Source organism: Armatimonadota bacterium (genome assembly GCA_028871815.1).
Taxonomy (GTDB): domain Bacteria; phylum Armatimonadota; class Chthonomonadetes; order Chthonomonadales; family Chthonomonadaceae; genus REEB205.
In genome coordinates this window covers 86,899-110,921 of sequence record JAGWMJ010000007.1, presented here as the reverse complement: position 1 = coordinate 110,921, position 24,023 = coordinate 86,899, and the positions used below count along the sequence as shown (strand labels likewise).

Below are 24,023 nucleotides of genomic sequence, written 5' to 3'. Positions count from 1 at the left end.
CACCGGTCAAAGAGCTATCGGATGTAGGCCTTGCCGCGAACCATCGTGCGCGGCAGGGCCTATATCTTCGTCTATTCCGTCTGGATCGCGTTTGCAGCTAACCGCTGTGTCTTGCCGCCGGTGTCGTCGATTGAGTCCGTACCGCATCAAAGGCAAGGCTCTCGACGAGAGTCTTCAACAGCGGTAGGCGTGCCGTGTAGTTCCACACTGCCGTTCGTGCGCTCACTACGTACGCCTTGCCGCCATGCATCAAGGTGAGGATCAACGACCGCGTTCGCACTCCGGGATGCGATTCGTCTCCGCCGGTGAAGCCGGACCATATTGCCGGCATGGCGTGAAACGTGGTTGGCACCACTGCAGCCAGTTTTATGGCCGTGTAGTGGTTTGGGATATCCTGCTGAATCTGCTGTACCACATCGGCGCATGAACTGCGCGTCTCCGGAATCACAGCTACGGTCAAACGCTCCACGCTGTCCATCGCCTGTTGAAAGTACACGAGTCCGTCCGAGCCCTCACCCGCCACATACTGGTTATCATGCCGCCAACCGCCAACATATGAGATCGACCAACCGTGGGAGTCGTGGTAGGTAGCCAGCTTTACGACCGGTACGGTGACGCTGTACTGTACATGCACGGGTACAGTCGCCCTGGAGCCGGCACCGGCTACCGTCGCCGGCGCGCGATACCAGGCGTCGAATGTGTACGTGGTCGTTACCCGCGGATGGTCGGTAACGCTCGTGAGCCCGGTCACGACCTTGCCGACGCCAAATCGGCCGCCACGGACGGTAACGCGGGAACCCGTGAAGTACCAGTGCAGAGTAACCAGCTGGTTCGGAGCCACAATCGCGGGCGTTGCCGCAACTTCGCCGGTTGCGGAGGCGACTATCGGCGCCATTGACAGCGCGACCAGCGCCAGCACCCACCATAGAGTCTTGCACATCGTTACCAGTCCGTCTGGCGCTTCCGGGATCCCCCGGGTCGACTGCGTCGGTCGGCGTCGCCTAAGCTCAGTTCGCAGATCGAGTTCTGCTGTCAGCATCGCCCGGTTAGACACATAGCCGCCTGCATAGTGACATGCAGAGCCCTGGGTGTGCACCAGTCGCCTAGCCGGATCCGGGCGGCTTGGGGTTGGCGGCATCCTGTGCGCGCTGCTGCAGAAACGCTGCCTGCTCGCTCCGAACCGCCCGAATTTGGCTGGCCGCAGTCGCGCCCAGATGCATCAAGCAGCTGGCCCAACCGTCTAGTACATGGGCATAGAGGTCCGTTAACCGCTGTCGTGTGCTGGCCGGAGTCAGTGCGTTGATCAGCAGGTTGCGCGTGGGCCACCACAACTTCATTACGGCATCCGCCTTGGCATACTCACCAGCAGCAGCCGGCCAGCTGCCCTGGCTGGCCGCGTAATCGCCTAACTGCGCGTGTGCCCAGGCATATTCCGTCTCAACGTGCTCCGGTACCGCCAGCACCTGGCCATAGGGCGAGTTTTCCAGAGCAGCCATCTCGCGGCAAATCCCCTGCCACTCTGCGATGGCGCCCTCGTTCCGCATCTCGGCGGCAAGCGCGTGAAGCGTCTGGAGGTTGTGAGGCTCGGCGACACGTGCGTTGCGATACGCGGCCACCGCTCTCCGTGGGTGGTGCATGGCAAGGTATTGGCTTCCAAGGCGGTACCACGTCTTTCCGATCGACGCATCCAGCACTGCGGTCCGTAACTGCCGCAGCGCAGCGTCGGCGTCGGTGCGGTTCAAAACCTCAGCCAGATCCATCCTGGTTTCCACATCCAGCGGGTCGAACCATACAGCAGTCCTATAGGCATCCAGAACTGACTGCTGCGACTGGCCAGACGCTACCAGGGCCGCGCCCTGCATCCTCCACAGCCGTGCCGTGCCGGTGGCTAGCGCCCGCCAAGCTATTACAACGATGAGCGCTGAGGCAGCCAGCCACACTTCCCGGCCCGGCTTGCGCCGCGATTCTGAGCGATCCTCCAGGAAGCTTCTCGCTATGCCGATCGCCAGCGCCACAACGCCGACCAGCGTGATCAGCGTGCCCGTGACGTACCAATCCGAATCGATCAGCGTGTGCAGCAACGATCCGGCTATACTGGCTATCAACCCAGACAGGAGAACCGACCACGACGAGAACAGGCGTGCTGCCGACGCCTCAAAGCCAGTCAGTCCGTCACTGGCGCTCCGCTCCACGTCCTCGGCGCCACCCGATCTCCCAATACGCAGCAGCATGTGGGTGGTGTATGCCGCGGCAGCCGCTAGCGCGGTAAGCAGGCACACGACTCCGACCAAACCCGTTTCATCCATCCACTGGAGCAGGCTGTTGTGCGCATGCGCGGTGTAGCCGGTTATGGAGTAGCGCGGGTAACTCACCTCGAACGTGCCTACGCCAACACCGATAATCGGATTTGCTTCAGCCACCGCCATCGCGCCCAGCCAGGTGTACCGGCGGAATGCCACGGAGTGCGTTTCCTCTGCCGCCGTATGCGCGATGTCCTGTTCGATGCCGGCCGGTTTGCCGGCAGCCGCCGGCGCTGGTCCAACAACGCGCAGCAGCGTTGGAGCGGATGCAAGAACAGCGAAAATGCCAACTGTAAGCAGCGATGCGCCGATCCGTCGCCTGCGACGCGCTGTGCACCTGCCGGCCATCATCAGCGCTAGCCAGAGGAGCATCGCGAGGAAGGTGATGCCGGCGCCGGCGCGCGAGCCGGTCAGGAGCAGGCACGAACTCTCTGCCGCAAGGGCTACGCCGCATCCCCACCGGCACAGCGTATCGCGCGCAGCCACCACCGCCGCTCCCGTAAGGGGAATGGCGATCGTGAGGTAGCCGGCAAGAAAGTCCGGATTGATAAATGTGGAAAACGTGCGATGTTGCGGAGCGCCAAGTTTCCACTGGTAGAGATACTCCTGTATGCCAAGCAGTGCGGTAATACCGGCTGCTGTAACAATGGCCAGAAGAAGTAGGGCGCAGAAGGCACGGTTACGGCTGAGACGCAAAGCAGACCACACAAATGCGATGCTGCTGAACAGTACGCCAAGCGTGTCGAGGCTCATGGCGAGGTCGCGGCTTCGAATCAGCGAGAGTGCGGCCCACCCACAGAGCATTGCGGTGGCCGGCACCAGCGCCGGCACGGGGTGCTCGGAAACCGGGTGGCGCTGCGAGTCGATAACGCAGATAGCCAGTGCAGCGGCCGCGCACAACTCACATACCGGACCGCCGGCGGCCTGTAGCCATGGAACCAATCCCTGCGGCGCCATGAACGAAAAGTGGGGTGGGTAGGCAAATGTACCGGCCAGCAGCGGAGCCAACGCCGCTGCCGCCCACAACAGCGCCGCTGCCCACCACTCGCGTGGTGAGAGTGTGTTGTGATCCACCACCAGGACCTTCAGAGTAACCGCAGTTGGTGGCGTCGGCTGTTTACGCTTCTGGCTCATTGCTGGTCGCCACCCGGTTTGCGGCGCTTGCGCAGGCGTCGGCGCCAGTAGTTTACGCGATAGCGCGTCATCTGACCCGTGGCGCGCAGAACAATGCCAAGGGGTATCAGCGGCCGCGCGAAGAAGAGTGTGGTTGCGCGGTAGTGCTTGCGGTAAAAAAGGTACTGGCTGCGATGAAACTCCCAGGTCATCCGCGTCGGCGCCTTGTCACTACTGCGCCCGATCGAGTGTGTCACCACCGAGTGCGGATAGTAGCTCACCTTCCAGCGCCCACTATGGTTGACCCGCCAGCACAGTTCGAGGTCTTCGCAGTAGAAGTAGAACTCTTCGTCAAAACCCTTAGTTTCGTCCAACACCTCCCTGCGAATCATCAGCGCCGCGCCCGAGACCCAGTCCACATCCATTGCTTCCTGATGTGGCCAATTCTGCATCAGGTAGTCGGACGCAAACCTGTTGTTGGGAAACAGTCGTCCCAGCGGGGTGTTGCGGAAGAATCCGGCGCCTAGAGTGGGGTATCGGCGGCACGAATACTGCAGGGATCCGTCATCGTTCAGCAGCTTCGGTCCCACGATTCCCACGACGGGGCGCGCGTCGGCATATGCGATGAGGCCGGCCAGCGCGCCGGCGTGCACCAGGGTGTCGGAGTTAAGAAACAGTACATAGCGTCCGAGCGCCACGGGTATCGCCGTGTTGTTACCCGCGCCAAAGCCGAGGTTGACCGGGTTTACCAGCAGGCGCACGTTCGGAAACTGTTCGCGAACCATCTCGCGGCTGCCATCTTCGCTGGCGTTGTCAACCACAATCAACTCGTGTGGCGGCGCCTGTGGATCGGCCGCAATCGAGCGGAGACACGATGCGAGCAGGTCGCGTGTATTCCAGCTCAAGATGACGATGCTCACATCCATAGTAGGCTTAACTGGTCCGGGAAATCCTGGCGCGCCGGTTCGCGAGAACCGCTGCACGCAACCACGATGCGGCGCCGATCAGCCATCGGACCGGAGCGTGGAGGGCGCCGCCATAGTGTTTGCGATAGTAGTGCATGAGCCCGTAGTGCGATTCCCAAGCCATTTTGGCGCCCACCTGCGAAGTACTGGCGCCACCGTAGTGTACGATCTCGACGTCTGGTGTGAACCAGACGCTCCAGCCACGCTGTTTGCACCGGTACAACCAGTCCACCTCATTAAAGAAGATTGGGAACGCCTCATCCATCGGGCCAACCTCAGCGGCCACTTCCGTGCGGAGGAGCAGAAACGTGCCCATCGGCTGATCCACCTCCGCTTCGTGCGAATAGTTGAACCACGGCATGCGATACGCGGCAATCCACCGGCTGTTCGAAAAAACTGCGGCCAGACCGGTCATTTCGCACAACAGCGCCACGGGGCGTGGAAAGCCGCGCACCGAACGCTGCACTTCACCGTTCGGGTGCACCAGCCGTACGCCAAGCGCCCCACATTTCGGATGGCGCTCCATACGGGCCAGAGCCACATCCAGGGCTCCCGGCGGTACGATTACATCGGGATTGAGCAGAAGAGTATACGGTGATCGTGCCAGAGCAAGTGCCTGATTGTTGCCGGCCGCGTATCCCACATTAGTGGCATTGGCAACAAGCCTCACCTCAGGAAAGCCGGCCGCCACCGCGTCGGCGCTGCCATCGCTGGAGGCGTTGTCCACGACAATGATGTCACATCCGCCTTGCGGCGGCGCGGAGATAATGCTGCCAAGCGCCTGCATCAGCAACTCGCGCGTATTCCAGTTGACGATGGCAATCGACAGGCGCGTAGCGCCGAGCTTCTCCTCACACATATGTTGGAGCAGACGCGAGCACCATCTCCAACATCGCCTGAGGACCCTCGAACAGCAGTTCGGGCATCTCCCGTGCAAAGAACTTGGCGTCACGCCCACGAAGAAATCCGACGGTTAGCATACCGGCCGCCCTGCCAGCCCGAACGTCCATCGTGTGATCTCCTGCCATTGCACTGTTGCCGGCATCGACTCTCCGGCGAGTGGCGTGCGAAATTGCCTCCAGCGCACGGAGCAGGTGGTCAGGGTTTGGCTTTACGGCCGGTACGTCATTTCGGGCCAGTAGCACGTCCGGTACGAGGTCGCCGGCCGCAAGCAGCGCGTCGGCAACGGCACGGCAGTTGCGCGTCACCACACCCACACCAACGCCAAGGCTCCGCAGCAGTCGCAGGAGGTCGGACGCGCCCGCCAGTTGCACCGGAGCGGCGCACTGGCGCCGCTCAATCTCCTCAATCGTGCGTAGAGCAGCGCTTTCGAACCGTACCGATTCGGCAATGCCGCGCTCGGCTCTGACCGCGGACGCTCCTGCAGCCACCAGTCCCAGCACGTCACCATCATCCGGAAGGCTCACACTATACTGTTTTGCCACCACTCGCACTTCGGCCTTCATCGCTGGGAAGTCGATGTGCGTCTCGATAAGCGTATTATCCAGGTCAAACAACACGGCGTCCAAAGTTGCGAAAGGGGGATTAAGCCGATCGATGGGTCGAATGGTCACGCTTCATTATAGTGTTCGGCGCCGTGCGGCGTCAAACTCAATTCGAGCCGCTATCGCGATCCTACCGCTGATCATGTCCACCAGGGTGGCTGCAGCGCATCCTCCAGAACTCCATCCGGCCGCCGTTCCGTTTTGCAAGGCTCTTTCCGACGGCTGGGCCGTGGATGATCAGCGGCATGTGCTTCTGACGGAGCCTGAAGCAAGAGAGCTCCATGGCGCCGGCGCTCGCTGGGCGCGGGTTGAGTTCCGGCTGCCGCCCGGCTGCCAACGCTGGAGTGGCGCCGTGACGGCCGCCTACCAGGTGGTGATTCGAAATCTGATCCGGGAGCATGTTCAGCCGCTTGGTCTGCTGGATGCCGGATCCTGGCACGGCGGGCAGAAGCTGTGGCTGCAGGGAAGCGCCGAAACCGGGAGCGGTGACGGCTCAAATCCGTATCTACGCGCCTGGTGCGCAGATGCGCTGCTTCCGCTGCTCAAAGCGTTTCCGCAGGTGCGCGCCTGGGAGGTGTGGAACGAGCCGAACTGCTGGACGCGCCACTCGCCCGGCGCCCCAGGCGTGCTGCCTGGCGGCTCCTACCTCTATCCCAGCAACTTCGCCTGGCTGCTGACCGAAACCTGGAAGACGGTACGCGCGTGCTCTCCAGGTTCACTGGTGGTTGCGGGCGGAATACTGACGGCAGGCTTTACGCACAGCGTGGCGGCCAACGTTGCCACCGAATACATTCGCGCCACCGTCTCGGCTGGGAATCAACTTGATGGCTGGAGTGATCTGCCGGCTGAATGTGGGGGTGCGCCCGTTGATGCATGGGGATTGCATCTCTACCCAGATTCCGACAGCCGGGTAGCCAGTGGAGTGATCGACGCCTATTACACTGCATTTCGAAAGGCGCTCGTTGCGGCGCTCCCGCGTCAGGGCGCTGCGGCTGTGTGGGTGACGGAGATCGGCTGGGCAGCGCGCACGGGTGACGTGCGTGCCGAGGCTCGGGAAGCCGCGAACCTTGTCGAGGCTTTTACGGAGCTGGCGCAGCAACCCGGTATCGGACCGGTCTTCTGGTTTACGCTGCACGACAATCCTTCAGCGGGCTTATGGTATGGATTGCGCACGGCAAATGACCAGCCCAAGCCTGCTTGGGCAGCCTGGAAATCGATTCGATAGGCGCAAAACCGGCCATGGAGGAGCATCCGGTGATGCTTCTCCATGGCCGGTGAGCCTGGAACACGGTAGGACCGTGAACTACATGTCGTAGTCCATGCCACCGCCGCCGCCACCCGGCGCAGGGGCCGGTTTCTTCTCAGGCTTTTCCACCACGAGCGCCTCGGTGGTCAGCACCAGTGAAGCGATCGATGCGGCGTTCTGCAGCGCAGAGCGGGTCACCTTGACCGGATCGCTCACGCCGGCCTTGATCATGTCGCCGTAGGTTTCGCTGGCTGCGTTGAAGCCGTGACCCTTCGGCAGCGACTTGACCTTGTTCACCACGACGGAGCCTTCGAAACCGGCGTTCTCGGCAATCTGGCGAAGCGGCTCCTCGAGGGCGCGGCGCACGATGTTGATGCCGTGCGTTTCGTCGGCGCCACCCTTGACTTTGTCCAGTGATGCCTGGACCATCAGCAGTGCCACGCCGCCGCCCGGGACGATACCTTCTTCCACAGCTGCTCGCGTTGCGGAGAGCGCATCTTCAAACCGGTGCTTCTTCTCCTTCAGCTCCGTCTCGGTGGCGGCGCCGACCTTGATGACGGCTACGCCTCCGGCAAGTTTTGCCAGGCGCTCCTGCAGCTTCTCCTTGTCGTACGAGGAGTCGGTGTCTTCGATCTGCTTCTTGATCTGGCTGATGCGGCCCATAATGGCGCTTTCGCCACCACCGCCGTTGATGATCGTGGTCTCATCCTTGCCGACAACCACCTTCTCGGCCGTTCCAAGCATCGTGAAGTCGATCTTGTCGAGCTTCACGCCGATATCTTCACTGACGAACGTGCCCTTCGTAAGAATGGCAATGTCCTCAAGCATAGCCTTACGGCGGTCTCCAAAGCCCGGCGCCTTGACTGCGACGGAGTTCACGATACCGCGAACCTTATTCAGAACAAGCGTAGGCAGTGCGTCACCATCCAGGTCCTCAGCGATCACCACCAGAGAGCGGCGCTGCTGCGCCAGCTTCTCCAGCAGCGGAATCACGTCGGCTGCGGAAGAGATCTTCTTCTCGTGGATGAGGATCAGCGGATTCTCGATAACCGCTTCCATCCTCTCAGCGTCCGAAACGAAGTAGGGCGAGATGTAGCCTTTATCAAACTGCATACCGTCTACGAAGTCGGTATAGGTCTGCAGGCTTTTGCTCTCCTCCACAGTGATAACGCCATCCTGACCCACCTTCTCGATAGCGTCGGCGACCAGGTTGCCAATCTCCAAGTCGTTTCCAGCAATGCTAGCAACGCTGGCTACCATTGCCTTGTCACCCTTGACCTCCACGGCCATCTTCTTGAGGGCCGCAACGGCAGCGTCAACCGCCATCTCGATGCCCTTTTTCACCAGCAGCGGGTTGCCACCGGCCGAAACGTATCGCAGTCCTTCATTCACAATGGATTGCGCCAGCACGGTCGCGGTGGTGGTGCCATCGCCAGCCACGTCGTTGGTCTTGCTGGCGACCTCCTTGACAAGCTGGGCGCCCATATTCTCGTACGGGTCTTCCAGCTCTACTTCTTTGGCCACGGTAACGCCGTCCTTGGTAATGGTGGGTGAGCCCCACTTCTTATCCAGAACAACGTTGCGCCCCTTGGGTCCAAGGGTCACCTTTACGGCGTTGGCCACGGTATTGGCGCCCCGCTCCAGTGCGCGGCGAGCCTCCTCATCAAACTTCAGCTGTTTTGCAGCCATCTGTGTTCCTCCGGCCTGTTCGGCAGTTAGCGCTCTACGATCGCGAAAATCTGATCCTCGTCCAGAAGCACCAGGTCCTCACCTTCCACGGTGATTTCGGTGCCGCCATACTTGGAGTAGATCACGGTGTCGCCCTTTTTCACCGAAATCTTCTTCACTTTGCCGTCATCCAGCACGCGGCCGGTACCTACGGCTACCACTTTCCCTTCCTGCGGCTTCTTTTTTGCCGAGTCGGGCAAAAAGATCCCGCCGGAGGTCTTATCTTCTTCTTCGCTGGGCTTTACCACCACTTTGTCGCGAAGCGGCCTTAATGCCATCGTATCTCCTCCTGGCAGACTGTTCAATTCGGGTTTCGGGCACGCAGCGCAGCAGAGCGCCGCCGCCTGTGTTTTTGGCACTCTCAAGTGGAGAGCGCCAAAACAAGCATACTCAACAACCGGGCGGCAAGTCAAGGGTCCGCTCTGCCTCGCCGTCCGGACCCGCTAAGAGATCTGCACCGAGATGGGTGGCACGGCGAAAACCGCATTCGCACGCGCCGCGGGAGTATCGATCCCGCTCATCTCGAACTTCACCACAACTCGGTGAAACCGGGGCGGCGCGGCACCGCCGTCGGTTCAGTAACGAAATGAAAACAGGGTGTTCTCAGAGCTAGAGGCTGAACAGACGCGAAACGCACTGCCATTGCCTATTGCCGCCCCGACAGCTGCAGCGCCGTAAAAGTAGCGGGCAGCGGCGTCGCGAACCGGCCAGGCATAGGCTGTGGCCCGATCAGGCGATGAGGTTGTAGATGGTAAACCCGCAGAAACAGAGTGAAACTTCAACACGCCGGACGGCTCTGTACACGCCTCGGTACCCACAGGGGTCTCGTGCGCCGACCTGGTCCCAACGCGGGCTTTCCAGCGCTCAGGCAGCGCGACTCCGTCACGATGTGGGACCCTTCTCAGTCACTCCGTCCACGGTTAACGCCTCTTGCGAGGCGGTGGCAACGCTCGCGTTTATAACACATATTCCTCGTACTCACAACTTTTTTCAAAAAAGGTTCGGAAAAGTGGAACTTTTTTTGCCCAAAAACTCGCTTTACCTTTTGGAAGGACATCCTTCCATTGTTTTGATGGGGGGGGCCGGTAACGGGTCGCACCGGTCCCTCTCAGCCCTTTGAGGTTTTTCCAGCCTCGGCGCCCACCACTTCCGATACGTGCCGCACGCCGCTCTCCTGCATCCGCCGCATCAGGTCGCGGTTGATCGACCGAGCCAGGTTGGGTCCCTGATACACCAGCGCAGTGTAGAGTTGAACCAGCGTTGCGCCCGCCAGGATACGCTCCCACGCGTCGGCGCCGGTACCGATTCCTCCAACGCCAATCAGCGGCATACCACCACCGGAGTGCCGGTAGAGCCAGCGGAGCGCTGCCAGTGCACGCTCGCGCAGGGGCTGGCCGCTCAGGCCGCCCTCCTCGCTGGTCTCGCAGCTCAGTCCGGCACGCGACAATGTAGTGTTGGTAGCTATAAGACCATCCACGCGGCATGCGAACGCCGCTTCCAAAGCATTGCCGAGTTCAAACTCGTCCATATCCGGAGAGAGCTTCACGAAGAGTGGCGTGGCGCGGGGAGCTGTGTCGGACACGCTGTCGTCCAGCCGCTCGCGAATGGGACGCAGCAGCTGCTCTAACCGTGCGCGGGCTTGCCATTCACGCAGACCCACCGTGTTCGGCGACGATACGTTCACCACCACGTAGTCAGCCAATGGTGCAAGCCAGCGGAGCGCCTCCATATAACTAGCCACGGTCTCTTCGTCTGAACCGGCCGACCGCTGCTTGCCGATGTTTATCCCGATCGGATGGACGCGGCGCCAACCCCGAAGCGCCAGGCGGGTCAAGCGAGCTGCGACGGCCTCCGATCCCTGACTATTGAATCCGAGCCGGTTTATGATCGCCTGATCCTGCGGAAAACGGAAAACGCGCGGTCGCGGATTGCCGCCCTGCCGCTGCGCTGTTACGGTGCCGATTTCCGTGAACCCAAAGCCGAACCGCGCCCACAATGGGGCCGCAGCGGCGTCTTTATCGCAGCCGGCGGCCAGGCCGACCACGTTTGGGAATTCAACGCCGGCCACGGTAACTCGCAGGCCGGTCGGTGAGAACGCCCGCCGCGGATCAAACCACCCGGTACTGGCGCAAAGGGAGAGGATGCGAAGCGCCAGCCGGTGCGCGTCTTCCGGGTCGAGGCGCATCAGCAGGGGGCGAATCACACGTCGGTAAGGCAGAAGCATGGGTGGTGGCAACGCTGCCGATGGTATACCCTCAAGCGAACCTCATTGCATCCGGCCAAATGCACACCGAGGGTTGTGTAGTTTTTCCGAGCTTTATGGAACATTATGGTATCACACTAAAGTAGTATGATTATAGAACAATCATTTACGGCTCCGGGGACTTGATGCTCCGTCGAGCCTACAGGACCCGACTCAATGCGACTAGACAAGTTCACGATCAAAGCACAGGAAGCGGTGCAGTCGGCACAGGCGATCGCTGAGACGGCGCGAAACAGCCAGGTGGATACCGAGCACCTGCTGGCCGCGCTACTTCGCCAGGATGAAGGACTCACGGTTCCGATTCTTCAGAAACTGGGTGCAAACACGGCGCTGCTCGATCAGCAGGTGGCGGCTGAAATCGAACGCAGTCCCAAGGTGGTCAGTGGCGGCGAGGCCGGCGCGTCAATGGCGCCGAGGATGCGCTCCGTGTTGAATGCGGCTTTTGATATTGCTCAGCGCATGAAGGATGAGTACGTCAGCACCGAACATCTCTTGATGGCGCTGGTAGAGGAGCGGCAGGCCAGCGCCGCAAACCTCTTGCGCGCGCAGGGAGTCACACCAGAGGCGCTGCTGAAGGCGCTGGCCGGGGTGCGCGGCGGTCAGCGCGTCACCGACCAGAACCCCGAAGAGAAGTATCAAGCGCTGGAACGCTACGGCCGCGACGTTACACAACTGGCGCGCCAGCAGAAACTCGATCCCGTAATCGGGCGCGACGAAGAGATTCGGCGCACCATCCAGGTCCTCAGCCGGCGAACCAAGAACAATCCCGTGCTGATTGGAGAGCCGGGCGTAGGCAAAACCGCTATTGTGGAGGGCCTGGCGCAGCGAATCATCGCCGGGGACGTACCCGAAGGACTCAAGGATAAGCGCGTGGTGGCGCTGGACCTGGGAGCGCTGATCGCAGGCGCCAAGTTCCGCGGCGAGTTTGAAGACCGCCTGAAGTCCGTGCTGAAAGAGATTGCCGACAGTGACGGCGCCATCATTCTGTTCATCGACGAGATGCACACGCTCGTCGGCGCAGGCAGCGCGGAAGGCGCCATCGACGCCTCCAACATGCTGAAGCCGATGCTCGCACGCGGTGAACTGCGGTGCGTGGGAGCAACCACCCTGGATGAGTACCGCAAATACATTGAGAAGGACGCTGCGCTGGAGCGCCGTTTTCAGCCGGTGTACGTTGACGAGCCATCTATTGAAGATACCATCGCAATTCTGCGTGGCCTCAAGGAGAAGTATGAGGTGCACCACGGAATCCGCATCACCGATTCCGCGCTCGTCGCCGCTGCCGTGCTCTCCAGCCGGTACATTGCCGATCGGTTCCTCCCCGACAAAGCCATCGATCTGGTGGATGAAGCTGCCTCAGGGCTGCGTATCGAGATCGATTCGGTTCCCGCTGAAATCGACGACGTAGAGCGTCGCGTGCGACAGCTCGAGATCGAACGTGTTGCTCTGGGCAAGGAGACCGACGCCGCCAGTAAAGAGCGCCTGGATTTCCTGGAGCAGGAGCTTGGCGAACTTCGTGAGGTGAACAGTCGTTTGAGGGCTCGCTGGGCGAACGAAAAGCAGGTGATCGAAACTATACGCGCCACCAAACAGGAACTCGAACAGACGCGCATGAACGCTGAAAGTGCCGAGCGTTCGGGAGACCTCCAGAAGGTGGCTGAGCTTCGCTACGGCGCGATGCACGAGCTGAACCTGAAGCTGGAGCAGCAGCAAGGTGAATTGGCTGCCGTGCAGACGGGCGGCAATGCACTGCTTCAGGAAGAAGTGACGCCGGATAACATCGCAGAAGTTGTGGCCAAATGGACCGGCATTCCTGTTTCGCGCCTGCTGGAAGGCGAGATGCAAAAGCTGATCCAGATGGAGGACCGGCTCCATGCGCGCGTCGTCGGCCAGGAACAGGCGGTACAGGCGGTGGCAAACGCCGTGCGCCGCTCTCGCTCCGGACTGGCCGACCCGAACCGGCCCATCGGATCTTTCATCTTTCTTGGGCCTACCGGGGTGGGTAAAACCGAGCTGGCGCGCGCCGTTGCCGAGTTTCTGTTTGATGACGACCGAGCGTTGGTGCGCATCGATATGAGCGAATACATGGAAAAGCACACCGTGGCGCGGTTGATCGGCGCTCCGCCCGGCTATGTGGGTTACGACGAGGGCGGTCAGTTGACGGAAGCCGTGCGCCGCCGGCCCTACTGCGTAATCCTCTTCGATGAGATCGAGAAGGCGCACCCAGACGTCTTCAACGCGCTTCTTCAGGTCCTCGACGACGGCCGGCTGACTGATGGCCAGGGCCGCACGGTCGACTTCCGGAATACTGTGGTGATAATGACCAGTAACATAGGCAGCCAGGTTATCCAGGAGCTGGCGCTGGTGGACCGCGACGAGATGGAGCGGCGCGTGATGGAGGAAGTTCGCGCCTGGTTCCGACCGGAGTTTCTGAACCGCGTCGACGAGGTGATTCTCTTCTCAACGCTCTCCGTTGAGCAGATCAAGCAGATCGTGGAGATACAGTTGGCCCTTCTGCGAAAGCGTCTGGCAGAGCGAAAGCTGACACTGAACCTCAGCGACGCTGCCCGGCAGGCCATCGCAGTCGCCGGATACGACCCGGTTTACGGCGCCAGGCCTCTGAAGCGCGCAATACAGAAGCTGATCATCGACCCGCTGTCGCGAATGCTCCTCGCCGGAGAGTTCAAGGATGGCGATCACATCACTGCGGACGCCGCCGGAGCCGGCGAGCTTCAGTTTCACAGCGGGTAGTACCAGCTTCCCGGAGGCGGTTCCCCGGTAACGGTCTGCCGCTCCGGCCCAAGCCGGCAGGAGAGCGCAGGAATCCTGGTTGGGGTGGGGTGGTTCCACGCCCTCAACCCGCGTCGACTGCGCGACTCCCGCCTACCTGCGCCTCTCGACCAGCCTTGCGCACGCGACAGGCGCATGACTTGAACTCAGGGATGTGTGAGACAGGGTCCAACGCGCGGATCGTCAGCACATTGGCCGACTGCTCACCGGGCCAGTGGTATGGAATGAAGATGGTGTCCTCGCGGATGGTGGTGACCACGCTTGCCTCCAGGGTCACCCGGCCGCGCCGGCTTTCTACCGTGACACGATCACCGGACTGTACGCCGATAGTCTCCGCCAGTTGTGGATGCATTTCGACCAGTGGTGCCGGATACTGGTCAACCAGTGCACCGATACGGCGCGTTTGCGTCCCGCTGAGGTACTGGCTAACGACGCGTCCCGTAGTAAGAACAACAGGATACTCTTCATCCGGTGGCTCAGCGGGCGGACGCGCTTCCACTACGTTGAAGTGCGCCTTCCTGTCTGGCGTGGAGAACTGCAGATCTTCGAAGAGGCGAGGTGTTCCGGGGTGATCCAGACTCGGGCAGGGCCAAAACACGCCCTGATTCCGCTCGATCCGATCATACGTTATTCCGTAATAATCGGCCGTACCACCCTTCGACGCCAGGCGAAGCTCATCGAAAATCTCCTCGACTGTTTCGTACTGAAAGTACTCACCGCGACCCATTCGCTGCGCTATATCCAGCATGATGTGCCAATCGACCCGTGCCTCGCCGGGAGGGTCAACGGCCTTGCGAATGCGGATTACCCTGCCCTCTGCGCTGGTCGTGGTGCCCTCATCTTCTTCCTGAAGCGAACCGGGCAGCACAATGTCGGCATGCTGTGCCGTTTCACTGAGGAAAAACTCGACGACGCTGTAATGCTCCAGCCGGTTTAGAGCCTCTCTGGTGAATTGCGCGTCTGGAAGCGACACAAGTGGATTGAAGCAGATCGAAAACAAGCCCTTGATCTCGCCTGCATGCATCGCCTCGATGATTTCCTGAGCTGTCAGCCCCTTGCCCGGCAGTTCGGATTCGGCAATACCCCAAACCTCGGCCACGTATTTACGGTGCTCAGGATTGCTGATATCCCGGTTGCCCGGCAGCTGGTCGCACTTGCCGCCGTGTTCGCGCCCGCCCTGACCATTGCCCTGGCCCGTAATGGTGCCGTAACCGCATCCTGGTCGCCCGATTCTGCCGGAGGCAAGCACGAGGTTGATGCAGGCCACCACGTTGTCGACGCCCTGGATATGGTGCTCGATTCCGCGGGCATGGAGGAGAAAGCTGGTCCTGGCAGGACCCCACATTTCGGCCGCCCGAACGATCAGCTCCGGAGGTACACCGCACATCGCGCCGGCCATTGTTGGCGTATATGCTTTCACGGCTTGCCGAACCTCATCGAAACCGGTTGTATGCGCCGCGATAAACTCCTCGTCGACCCAACCCCGCTCGATCACCACATGCAGGATTCCATTCAACAGCGCTGCGTCGCCGCCGGGTCGTACCGGAATGTGCAGATCACACGTGCGCGCCAGCGGCGTCACACGAGGATCAATCATGATGAGCCTGGCGCCACGATCGCGCGCCCGCCAGATATAATCGGTGGTGATAGGCGCGCACTCCGCAACATTCGCCCCGGTCACCAGGATGACATCCGCCAGGGGTATATCGGCCCATGAGTTCGCAGCGCGGTCGATTCCGAACGCCTTCTTGTTGCCGGCGCCGGCAGAGACCATGCACAAGCGGCCGTTGTAATCGATATTCGCTGTTTGTAGTGCAACACGCGCGAATTTACCGGCGAGGTAGCACTTCTCGTTCGTCATGGATACCCCGGAGAGCACGGCGAAGGAGTCCTTGCCGAACTCCTGCTGAATGCGTTTGATCGCTGCAACGGTGGTATCCAGCGCCTCGTCCCAACTGATCGGCACAAAACCACTATCCGTGCGCTTCAGCGGGTGGTGCAAACGATCCGGATGCTCGTTTTGCATGTACCGCTTTACGCCCTTGGGACACAGTTTTCCCCGGTTGAACGGAAAGTCCTCGCGCGGCTCAAAGCCTACAACACGGTTACCGCGCACCTTGAGTTGAATGCCGCACTGCTGACCGCAAAAACAGCAATGGGTCGCCACCAGCTTTTCCGGCGGATCTGTATCCTGCCAGCCGCCGTACGGCTGTCGCTTTGGATGCGGCCCGTATTTGGCCTCCAGTTGGTGAAGAGAGAGCGGTGGCCGTGCCATAAGTCAACCTTTCCTTACGGGTGATCAGACGAATCCGGTACCACCAACCGATTCAAGACGCTCCAGTTGGCTGGTTGCCATCAGCCGCCGTTTGCACGCAGGGCACACATCGTGGTAGTGCGTACCGTCGTCAAACGTGTAGTCCATTCCAAGCTCCGCAAGCACCGTCTTAAGGTCATTCACATGCATCTCCGAGCCGAAGCTCGAGCCGCAGCGGATGCACGCTGCCTGACAGCCGTCGGCGCCCTCGAGCTTGTAAAAGTACACGCCGAGGTTTGCCGGCCTCTGGAACACATGGAAGAACTTACCAAACGGAAGATAGAGCAGGGTCACGATAACGCTGAAGGCGTGTATCAGTGCAATAAAGCTGTAAGAGTAGCCGCGCAGCCAGAGCGAGCTGACGGTGAGCATAAGCCCTGTCATCGAGACGGCGAAAAGCAGAATGAGCGGCAGAAAATCCATGGAGAACTGCTGTACCGTCATCGCGCCGCGGTCAACCATCCGCCGCCGCATGGCCAGCACCATTCCAAGTATCACGGCGACAGCGCAGAAATCCAGCACATGGAACGTCATCCAGCCCACCACAGATGCAGCCGGGAAAGTGCCGGCATGTATGCCAAATAGAAACGCCCGATAGGCAATGGGATTATGCGGATCCGCCTCGAAATGCACCCATCCGAAGACCAGTGGGAACGTAACGGCCACAGCCACGATGCATCCCCATGAGAGCAGAAAATGAGCCAGCCACCGTGCATGGCTTCGCCGCTCGATAAAGGTCTGCACGACCATATTCCGCCAGAAGACGCCGCCAAGCGTAAGGAGATTGCGCGGTAAGCGGGTAGGACGGAGAAAAAGCTGCCAACCCCGCCGCCAGTAAAGGCGCGTAGGCGGTTTCTGCAGCCAAACCGAGTATCGGTACACAATGCCGAAAGTTGCGAATACAACGGCACTCGTGTAGGCAATAAGCGCTGGATCAAAGTCCTTCAGACGGCCCGATCCGAGATAGATGGCGACCACCAGCAGCGCTGAGGCGCAAGCTCCGTTCAAGATTGCCTTGTAGTCCAGATCGGTCATCATCCGGCCCCTGGTGTCCGATGCCGCTGCCGGTTGCCGTCTTCGGCGATGACTGCGACACGTATCCAGTTCGCGATCGAGCGCAGCAGTCCCAGCATGGTGACGGTCCAGGCGGCAGAGGCTACCCATACCATGACTCGTGGAATGGACGCCAGAAGTGGAATGCCGGCCGTAACTGCCAGACGAAACGTGGCCACTGTATACATTCCGATGGGGAACACCAGGCTCCAGAAAGAGGGGTGATACCGCAGCGGCGCACCCCGTATGCCATGCCTCCAGATTCCAAAGATCACCAGCATCGGAATCCACCACGTGCTCCAGGCCCACAAGAGCAGCGTCAACCCTTCAATCATGGGGGCGATATCATGGAGGAAAGCCACCTTCCCGGCAGCCTGCAGAAGCGTGGCGCCGGAAAGCGAACTGATTGCAGTGGCGCCCAAAACTATCCAGTACGGCGGCATCATCTCCGCAGCGTCCATGCGCACAAAGAAGAGCCGGTAGATCACCAGGGTGATGAACACAAGGTACAGGGCGACGCCTATGCCCCACATGCCGCACATCGCCACGAGAAGAGCGATCTTCTGGCCATGCACGTGAGGAGCGAGAATCGTGCCCAGCACAACCACAGATTGTGTGCCGACGATAGCTATTAACCAGCTAGCATTGATCGATTCAGGAGGCGTCTGCGCGTTCTTGAAGGTGAGGACTCCGATGCTGAAGTAGCTCAGCACCAACCAGGTGGTGGCCGCCACAGCCCACAGACCCAGCGCGATGGTGGTGTAACTCCGCAGGGCAAACTGAACGCCAAGCACGCCCGTACCTGCCACGAATGTGAAAGATAGGAATACGGTTCCGGGGTTCGTAAGGTCGCGCCAGAGTGCCCTGGGAAAGAACGCGGCACGCAGCGCCGTGGCCACGATCAGCGTTGGATAGGCGGCAGTATTAAGCGCGAAGAGCCAGCCCGAGGCCGTCTTGTACCCGGTCAGCAGAAGAGCTGTGGAAACAATGCCGGTGGCCATGACCAGGGCAAAGTAACCCGGGTACATTGCCGCGTTAGCCTGCATTGCGGTCGTCTTGAGTTTGTCGACCGAGGCCTGATAGTTCACGGCACGTCATTTTTCGCGCCGCGATCAACCCGGTAGAGCACGCGCAATATCAGGACATTGATTGCCAGGCAGGTTCCGGAAGCGACGAACGCCGGCACGGCCACCACGGTACCAGCCGCCAGGTAGTCGTCGAGTGCAATGGTCAACAACCACAGTTGAACCAGCAGGACCACCAACGCAACGGACATTAATGCGGTGAGGGCATGCAGGCGGCGCTCAAGCATCCGGCCAGGGGTGTTGGTCATGTCGCCTCGACCCCGGTTGCATAGATTCTTCCAGCCCGCAGCTGAAGTGTGATCTTGGGTAGGGGACGGGGCGGCGGTCCGTAGAGCACGCGGCCGGACGCGGCGTCAAAGGCGCCATTATGGCAGGGGCATTGCAGGTGACCCGTGGCAGCCACAAAGTAGACCGGGCAGCTGAGATGCGTGCAGCGCTGCTGATACGCTGCATAGTCGCCGTTTGATAGCCGGATCAGCATGGCCGGGCTATCGGCCGTTGGAAAGCGAAAGAGCTTGACGGTACCTGGCGCCAGTTCAGCTTGCGTGGCGATGAAAACCGGCCGCGCATGCGTCTCCCGCCGGCGTCGTGCTCGAAGCAGCACGAAGTACCCGCTGCCCGCGAAGGCCGCTCCGGAGATAAGAACAAGAAACTTGGTGAATTCGCGCCGCGCAATGTAGTTGTCGTTGCTCCACGCGATCGGGAAATCCCGGCGCCACTTTTCCTCTGCCCGGCCGCTCATGCTGGACCCCTTGTCATACAGGCGCCTTCGCTGTCTGGCCTGCGGCGACCCGGCCGGAGCGGATCGCGATGTCGCTGAGTCGTACGTCCATTACCGGCATGGCGGCATCGTCCGACTTCCCGGGCAGGACCATATAGACCATGGTGGTGACGGATTGCCGCCCAAAGCGAAACTTGTTGGTCAGCGCACCGCCGCGCCGAGCTCGCCACTCCTCCATGGAACCGTAATAGAGAGCCTCGGATGGGCACACCGTGGCGCACATCGGGCGTTTGCCCGCGGAAGTGCGATCGTAGCACCGGTCGCACTTCATCATCTGGTCCGCAGCAGACTCGTACTTCGGTACGCCAAACGGGCAGGCGAGGACGCAGTTGCTGCAGCCGATGCACCGCGGTTTGAGAGAAGACTGCACGACGCCGTCCGGTGTCTGCTTGATGGCATCGGCCGGGCAAACCTGGGCGCAGGTGGGGTTTTCGCAGTGCATACAGACCTGCGGCGTGGTTTGAACGGTCTCGGCCCGGTTGATGCTCTCCAGGTGGATCAGCGAGACGCCACGATGGGTGTCGCACTCCGCACAGGCATGAACGCATGCCTGACAGCCGATGCATCGGGCAGGGTCGATGATGAAGACGCTATCCATAACCAGCCACCCGCGTTTTGGGATCGGCGCGAAGCGTACGAACGAATCATACCTCAATCCCTATGAACCGGGCCCCAAATACCGGTGCCTCAATGGAGACGAGATAGACGGCAATTGCGGTCGCAGCCTGACGCACTGCGGCGGGCCTTCCTACCGAGTCGTGGCGTGAAACAAGCCGAAAAACCAGGCGTCATCGCCAGTCACGTGGCTGCTGTGCGCCGATGAGCTGCGCTTGTCGTTGCCGTAACCTACCCGAATGCGCTGGTCGGATCCGCAGCGCGACGACGCGCGGCGTCACTTGGTCGCGGGCTGGCGCCGCACGCGATCTCACGGTGCGTGTGGTGACTGTAGCTTAATTTGTGAGTGCACCTTGATCGCGTCGCACGGCACCAGATCGGCGGTTACCCGCGTTCCATGGCCGCGGTGTAAGTTCCGCGTCGTGCGGCACGATTGCAGTGCGTCCGATGGACCAGCGCGCGCTGCGCCGCCGGCACATTCGCGGCTTCACCCTTCCAGAGCTCCAGCGCTGGGCGCTGCACGGCGCGCGAAAACGAGAACGACACGGGCCATGGCAGTCGTCCCTTGAAAAGGAGGTTCATGGCATTCAGCCGCGCCGTGGCCAGTTCGTCGGGCTGTCCGCCAGAGAGGAACACGATGCCCGGAACGGCCGCCGGTACGGCGCGCAGGAGGCACTCCACAGTTGCGCGAGCCACGGTATCCACCGAATCCTGCTCAGGGCACGCCAAACCGGGCAGTACCATGTTAGGCTTGAGCAATAACCCCTCCAGCCGCACACGCTGTAGAAAGAGCTGGTGGAAGACCGCGCGTAGCACGGCTTCGGTGACTGCACTGCACCGCTCCAGAGTGTCCGCGCCATCCATCAGGACTTCCGGCTCCACTACCGGCGTCAGACCGGCCTCCTGGCAAAGCGCGGCATATCGGGCCAGCGCGGAGGCGTTCGCCTGGATGCACCCCTCACTGGGAATTGTCTGGTCTATCGCAATCACGGCGCGCCACTTGGCAAACCGCGCGCCCATTTTTGCGTATTCGCCCAGCCGTTCGCGGAGGCCGTCCAGCCCCTCGGTCACTTTCTCTCCCGGGTGCGCCGGCATATCGACCGAGCCGGCATCCACCTTGATCCCCGGAATGATGTCGAGGCTGGAAAGAGCCTCCGCAAACGGAATGCCTTTCAGTGTATGTTCGCGAATCGTCTCGTCGGCGAGGATCGCCCCACTGATTGCTTCGTTCAGCCCGGGCGCCGTAACGATGAGGTCGCGATATGCGCGTCGTGCCGTCTCGGTTTCGGGAATCCCCAGATCGGCAAACCGACGGTTGCACGTGGCGTTGGACTCATCCATCGCCAAAAGTCCCCGATCGTTTGCCACAAGCGCGGCGGCGGTGGTGACAATGGTGTTCTCAGTCATGCCTGATCGCCCCACTTCCAGTGCCGGATTTCGGGCATATCCTCGCCGTGCCTGCAGATGTACTGTCGATGCTCCACCAGCTTGTCCTCCAGCTGCTGTTTGAGGTAGACGCCGCCATCGCCGATTTCCGGCACACGCCGGATCACATCCATCACGAGGTGAAACCTGTCCAGCTCGTTCAGTACGGTCATATCAAACGCCGTCGTGATGGTGCCCTCCTCCTTGTACCCGTGAACGTGGATGTTTGCGTGATTCGTGCGCCGGTAGGTAAGCCGATGTATCAGGCTCGGGTAACCGTGAAACGCGAAGATCACGGGCCGTCCCCTGGTAAACATCAGGTCGAAATCGACATCACTCATACCATGCGGGTGCTCCGATTGCGGCTGCAGCCGCATCAGATCCACCACATTGACCACCCGCACCTTCAAGTTAGGCAGATGCTCACGTAATATAGCAACAGCAGCCAGTGTCTCCAGCGTGGGCACGTCTCCACAGCACGCCATTACCACGTCCGGTGCGGCGCCTTCGTCGTTCCCCGCCCACTGCCATATCCCGATTCCCTCAGCGCAGTGCGCGGCCGCCGCGTCAATGGAAAGCCATTGAGGTGCCGGATGTTTTCCTGCGACTACCACATTCACATAGTTGTGGCTCCGGAGGCAGTGATCCATGACCGATAGAAGCGAGTTTGCATCCGGCGGCAGGTATACCCGCACGACCGAGGCTTTCTTGTTCACCACATGATCCAGAAAGCCAGGGTCCTGATGCGTAAACCCGTTGTGATCCTGCCGCCACACGTGCGACGAAAGCAGATAGTTCAGCGAGGCAATTTCCCGGCGCCACGGCAGTTGTGAGCAGACCTTGAGCCACTTTGCGTGCTGATTGAACATGGAATCGATGATGTGAATAAATGCCTCATAGCAATTGAATACTCCGTGCCGGCCGGTCAGCAGATAACCCTCCAGCCAGCCTTCGCACTGATGCTCGCTCAGCATCTCCATCACACGCCCGCCCGGCGCCAGGTATTCGTCGTTTGGAGCAGATCGGGCGTCCCACTGCCGGTTCGTCACCTCGAACAGTGCCTCAAGACCATTCGAGATCGTCTCGTCCGGTCCAAACACACGGAAATTGCGCTGGTCGGCATTTTCGCGCGCGACGTCGCGTAGAAACGCGCCAAGCACGTGGGTATCGCCCACTCCGGGCGTACCGGCGACGGGTACCTCAGTGCCGTAGTCACGGTAATCCGGCATTCGCAGCTCGTGGAGCAGAATGCCGCCGTTTGCGTGGGGATTGGCCCCCATCCGCTGCTTTCCCTCAGGCGCCAACTCAGCCAGATCGGGGTTCAATCTGCCAGCCTCGGTAAAGAGTTCCTCTGGTCGGTAGCTTCTCATCCACCGTTCCAGGAGTGCCAGGTGTTCGGGATTGTTGCCAAGCCCGGTGATTGGCACCTGGTGGGCGCGGAATGTTCCTTCCACGGGCCGGCCGTCGATGGCTTCGGGACCCGTCCAACCCTTGGGGGAGTCGAGAACGATCATGGGCCAGCGCGGGCGTACGAAGCATCCCAACTTTCGTGCCTGCTGCTGGATGGCTCGGATATCTTCAATAGCCGCATCCAATGCGGCAGCCATCGTCTGGTGCATCGGGGCCGGCTCATGCCCCGCGACGAAGATCGGCGACCACCCGCAGCCGCGCAGAAACGCCTCAAGTTCCTCGCGCTCGATGCGCGCCAGTACCGTCGGGTTGCTGATCTTGTATCCGTTCAGGTGAAGAATCGGCAGCACGGCACCATCAGTAATTGCGTCCAGAAACTTGTTGCTGTGCCAGGCAGTGGCAAGCGGACCTGTTTCGGCCTCGCCATCGCCGACCACGCAGGCCACAATCAGGTCAGGATTGTCCAGCACCGCCCCAAACGAGTGGCTCAAGGAGTAACCAAGCTCGCCACCTTCGTGAATAGAGCCGGGGCACTCCGGCGAAGCATGACTCGGAATTCCACCAGGAAATGAAAACTGCGTAAACAGTCTTCGCAGGCCATCTTCATCCTGGCTGATGTTTGGATAAACCTGGCTGTACGTTCCCTCCAGGTACGTATTGGCCACTACAGCCGGACCACCGTGCCCCGGTCCGGAGACGTAGATCATATCCAGGCCAAACTTCCGGATAACGCGGTTGAGATGGCAATAGATAAAGTTCTGCCCCGGCGTCGTACCCCAGTGTCCCAGCAGCATCCGCTTCACATCACGTAATTCCAGCGGTCGCTTCAGAAGCGGATTGTCGCAAAGGTAGATTTGGCCAACGGAGATGTAGTTTGCCGCCCGCCAGTAGGCATCAATTCTCCGCAGCGTATCGCTGTCAAGCGGTTCTCGTTGTACCTCCACGATCACCCTCCATGGCCCGGATTCAAGCGCGCCCGCAGTCGACCAGGTCGCTACCGACGAGCACGGTGGCGTCCGACGGCGCATGAGGCCGTCGGGTCATACACCGCGCCTGAGTGGCAGCTGCCGATCTCGACCGACGATCGAGGTCGCCTTCATCGGCAGTCCGTTCGTGTGCAGCCCGCGCACTGGCGCTCCTGCATCGCAATGGTCTTTATAGGTGGCGACTACCGAATGTGTCAAGAACTCGGACATGGCGCATCAGCCCGTATCCCGCGCCAGGTACCGATTGGCGCCGGGACCGTCGTGTCGCCTCTTCGGGGCGTACACACTCCCGGAAATCGCAGCAGCCTGAGGCCACTGGGACCCGAGGGTGTGCGAAACGCCTCCTCGTTACCGACTACGAACGGGCGGTGGCGCTCCTCCTCATTCGGCAATGGATGTGCAGTTTTCAACAGCAGCGTGAGGCCGGCTGGCGGTGATCGGTAG

Annotated in this window: 18 protein-coding genes; 2 read left to right on the top strand and 16 right to left on the bottom strand. The window is 60.9% G+C overall.

Going from position 1 to position 24,023, the window contains the following annotated elements; all coding sequences use genetic code 11:
- Nucleotides 1–97: 97 nt before the first annotated feature.
- Genes KGJ62_09790 through KGJ62_09770 form a run of 5 tightly spaced genes read right to left on the bottom strand, consistent with a single transcriptional unit; the run spans nt 98 to nt 5,952 of the window.
- A complete protein-coding gene (locus tag KGJ62_09790) occupies nt 98–1,138 on the bottom strand; it encodes a hypothetical protein (GenBank protein MDE2126868.1) in 1,041 nt (346 codons plus the stop codon).
- A complete protein-coding gene (locus tag KGJ62_09785) occupies nt 1,104–3,434 on the bottom strand; it encodes an O-antigen ligase family protein (GenBank protein ID MDE2126867.1) in 2,331 nt (776 codons plus the stop codon). Before KGJ62_09785 ends, KGJ62_09790 begins: the two co-directional genes overlap by 35 nt.
- Entirely contained in the window at nt 3,431–4,339 is a 909-nt protein-coding gene (locus tag KGJ62_09780; GenBank protein ID MDE2126866.1) for a glycosyltransferase family 2 protein, read from the bottom strand. The genes KGJ62_09785 and KGJ62_09780 overlap by 4 nt, the downstream gene beginning before the upstream one ends.
- A 7-nt stretch (nt 4,340–4,346) precedes the next feature.
- On the bottom strand, nt 4,347–5,237 hold the full coding sequence (locus KGJ62_09775) for a glycosyltransferase family 2 protein (protein ID MDE2126865.1): 891 nt from the start codon (nt 5,235–5,237) through the stop codon (nt 4,347–4,349).
- Nucleotides 5,230–5,952 carry an HAD family hydrolase gene (locus KGJ62_09770; protein ID MDE2126864.1) on the bottom strand — a complete coding sequence of 241 codons (723 nt, stop codon included), beginning with the start codon at nt 5,950–5,952 and terminating at the stop codon, nt 5,230–5,232. The genes KGJ62_09775 and KGJ62_09770 overlap by 8 nt, the downstream gene beginning before the upstream one ends.
- Between KGJ62_09770 and KGJ62_09765 the strand changes: the two genes are divergently transcribed.
- Nucleotides 5,945–7,108 (top strand): hypothetical protein, encoded by a 1,164-nt coding sequence (locus KGJ62_09765; GenBank protein ID MDE2126863.1) that lies wholly within the window; start codon nt 5,945–5,947, stop codon nt 7,106–7,108. The genes KGJ62_09770 and KGJ62_09765 overlap by 8 nt on opposite strands.
- A gap of 78 nt (nt 7,109–7,186) precedes the next feature.
- Here KGJ62_09765 and groL read toward each other — a convergent pair whose 3' ends face one another.
- The 3 genes from groL to KGJ62_09750 all read right to left on the bottom strand — a co-directional run bounded on the left by groL (nt 7,187) and on the right by KGJ62_09750 (nt 11,081).
- Nucleotides 7,187–8,818 (bottom strand): chaperonin GroEL, encoded by a 1,632-nt coding sequence (gene groL, locus KGJ62_09760; protein ID MDE2126862.1) that lies wholly within the window; start codon nt 8,816–8,818, stop codon nt 7,187–7,189.
- A 26-nt stretch (nt 8,819–8,844) separates the two neighbouring features.
- Complete coding sequence (groES, locus tag KGJ62_09755; GenBank protein MDE2126861.1) at nt 8,845–9,135, bottom strand: co-chaperone GroES; 291 nt, start codon at nt 9,133–9,135, stop codon at nt 8,845–8,847.
- An 830-nt stretch (nt 9,136–9,965) separates the two neighbouring features.
- Nucleotides 9,966–11,081, bottom strand: coding sequence for a quinone-dependent dihydroorotate dehydrogenase (locus KGJ62_09750; GenBank protein MDE2126860.1), 1,116 nt, complete (start codon nt 11,079–11,081; stop codon nt 9,966–9,968).
- A gap of 195 nt (nt 11,082–11,276) precedes the next feature.
- Between KGJ62_09750 and clpB the strand changes: the two genes are divergently transcribed.
- Complete coding sequence (gene clpB / locus KGJ62_09745; GenBank protein ID MDE2126859.1) at nt 11,277–13,871, top strand: ATP-dependent chaperone ClpB; 2,595 nt, start codon at nt 11,277–11,279, stop codon at nt 13,869–13,871.
- A 103-nt stretch (nt 13,872–13,974) separates the two neighbouring features.
- Here clpB and KGJ62_09740 read toward each other — a convergent pair whose 3' ends face one another.
- The 8 genes from KGJ62_09740 to KGJ62_09705 all read right to left on the bottom strand — a co-directional run bounded on the left by KGJ62_09740 (nt 13,975) and on the right by KGJ62_09705 (nt 23,621).
- Nucleotides 13,975–16,185 (bottom strand): molybdopterin oxidoreductase family protein, encoded by a 2,211-nt coding sequence (locus KGJ62_09740; GenBank protein ID MDE2126858.1) that lies wholly within the window; start codon nt 16,183–16,185, stop codon nt 13,975–13,977.
- A 24-nt stretch (nt 16,186–16,209) separates the two neighbouring features.
- Nucleotides 16,210–17,262 (bottom strand): MFS transporter, encoded by a 1,053-nt coding sequence (locus KGJ62_09735; protein MDE2126857.1) that lies wholly within the window; start codon nt 17,260–17,262, stop codon nt 16,210–16,212.
- Nucleotides 17,259–18,365, bottom strand: coding sequence for a tellurite resistance/C4-dicarboxylate transporter family protein (locus KGJ62_09730; protein MDE2126856.1), 1,107 nt, complete (start codon nt 18,363–18,365; stop codon nt 17,259–17,261). Before KGJ62_09730 ends, KGJ62_09735 begins: the two co-directional genes overlap by 4 nt.
- Nucleotides 18,362–18,610, bottom strand: a complete 249-nt coding sequence (locus KGJ62_09725; GenBank protein ID MDE2126855.1) for a hypothetical protein — start codon at nt 18,608–18,610, stop codon at nt 18,362–18,364. The genes KGJ62_09730 and KGJ62_09725 overlap by 4 nt, the downstream gene beginning before the upstream one ends.
- The gene (locus KGJ62_09720; GenBank protein ID MDE2126854.1) at nt 18,607–19,104 is read right to left on the bottom strand and encodes a Rieske (2Fe-2S) protein; all 498 of its coding nucleotides are present in this window, start codon (nt 19,102–19,104) and stop codon (nt 18,607–18,609) included. The genes KGJ62_09725 and KGJ62_09720 overlap by 4 nt, the downstream gene beginning before the upstream one ends.
- A gap of 13 nt (nt 19,105–19,117) precedes the next feature.
- Nucleotides 19,118–19,741: a 4Fe-4S binding protein gene (locus tag KGJ62_09715; GenBank protein ID MDE2126853.1), complete on the bottom strand. Its 624-nt coding sequence runs from the start codon at nt 19,739–19,741 to the stop codon at nt 19,118–19,120.
- A 401-nt stretch (nt 19,742–20,142) separates the two neighbouring features.
- The gene (locus KGJ62_09710; protein MDE2126852.1) at nt 20,143–21,165 is read right to left on the bottom strand and encodes a fructose-bisphosphate aldolase class I; all 1,023 of its coding nucleotides are present in this window, start codon (nt 21,163–21,165) and stop codon (nt 20,143–20,145) included.
- Nucleotides 21,162–23,621, bottom strand: coding sequence for a phosphoketolase family protein (locus tag KGJ62_09705; GenBank protein ID MDE2126851.1), 2,460 nt, complete (start codon nt 23,619–23,621; stop codon nt 21,162–21,164). Before KGJ62_09705 ends, KGJ62_09710 begins: the two co-directional genes overlap by 4 nt.
- Between the last annotated feature and the right edge of the window lie 402 nt (nt 23,622–24,023).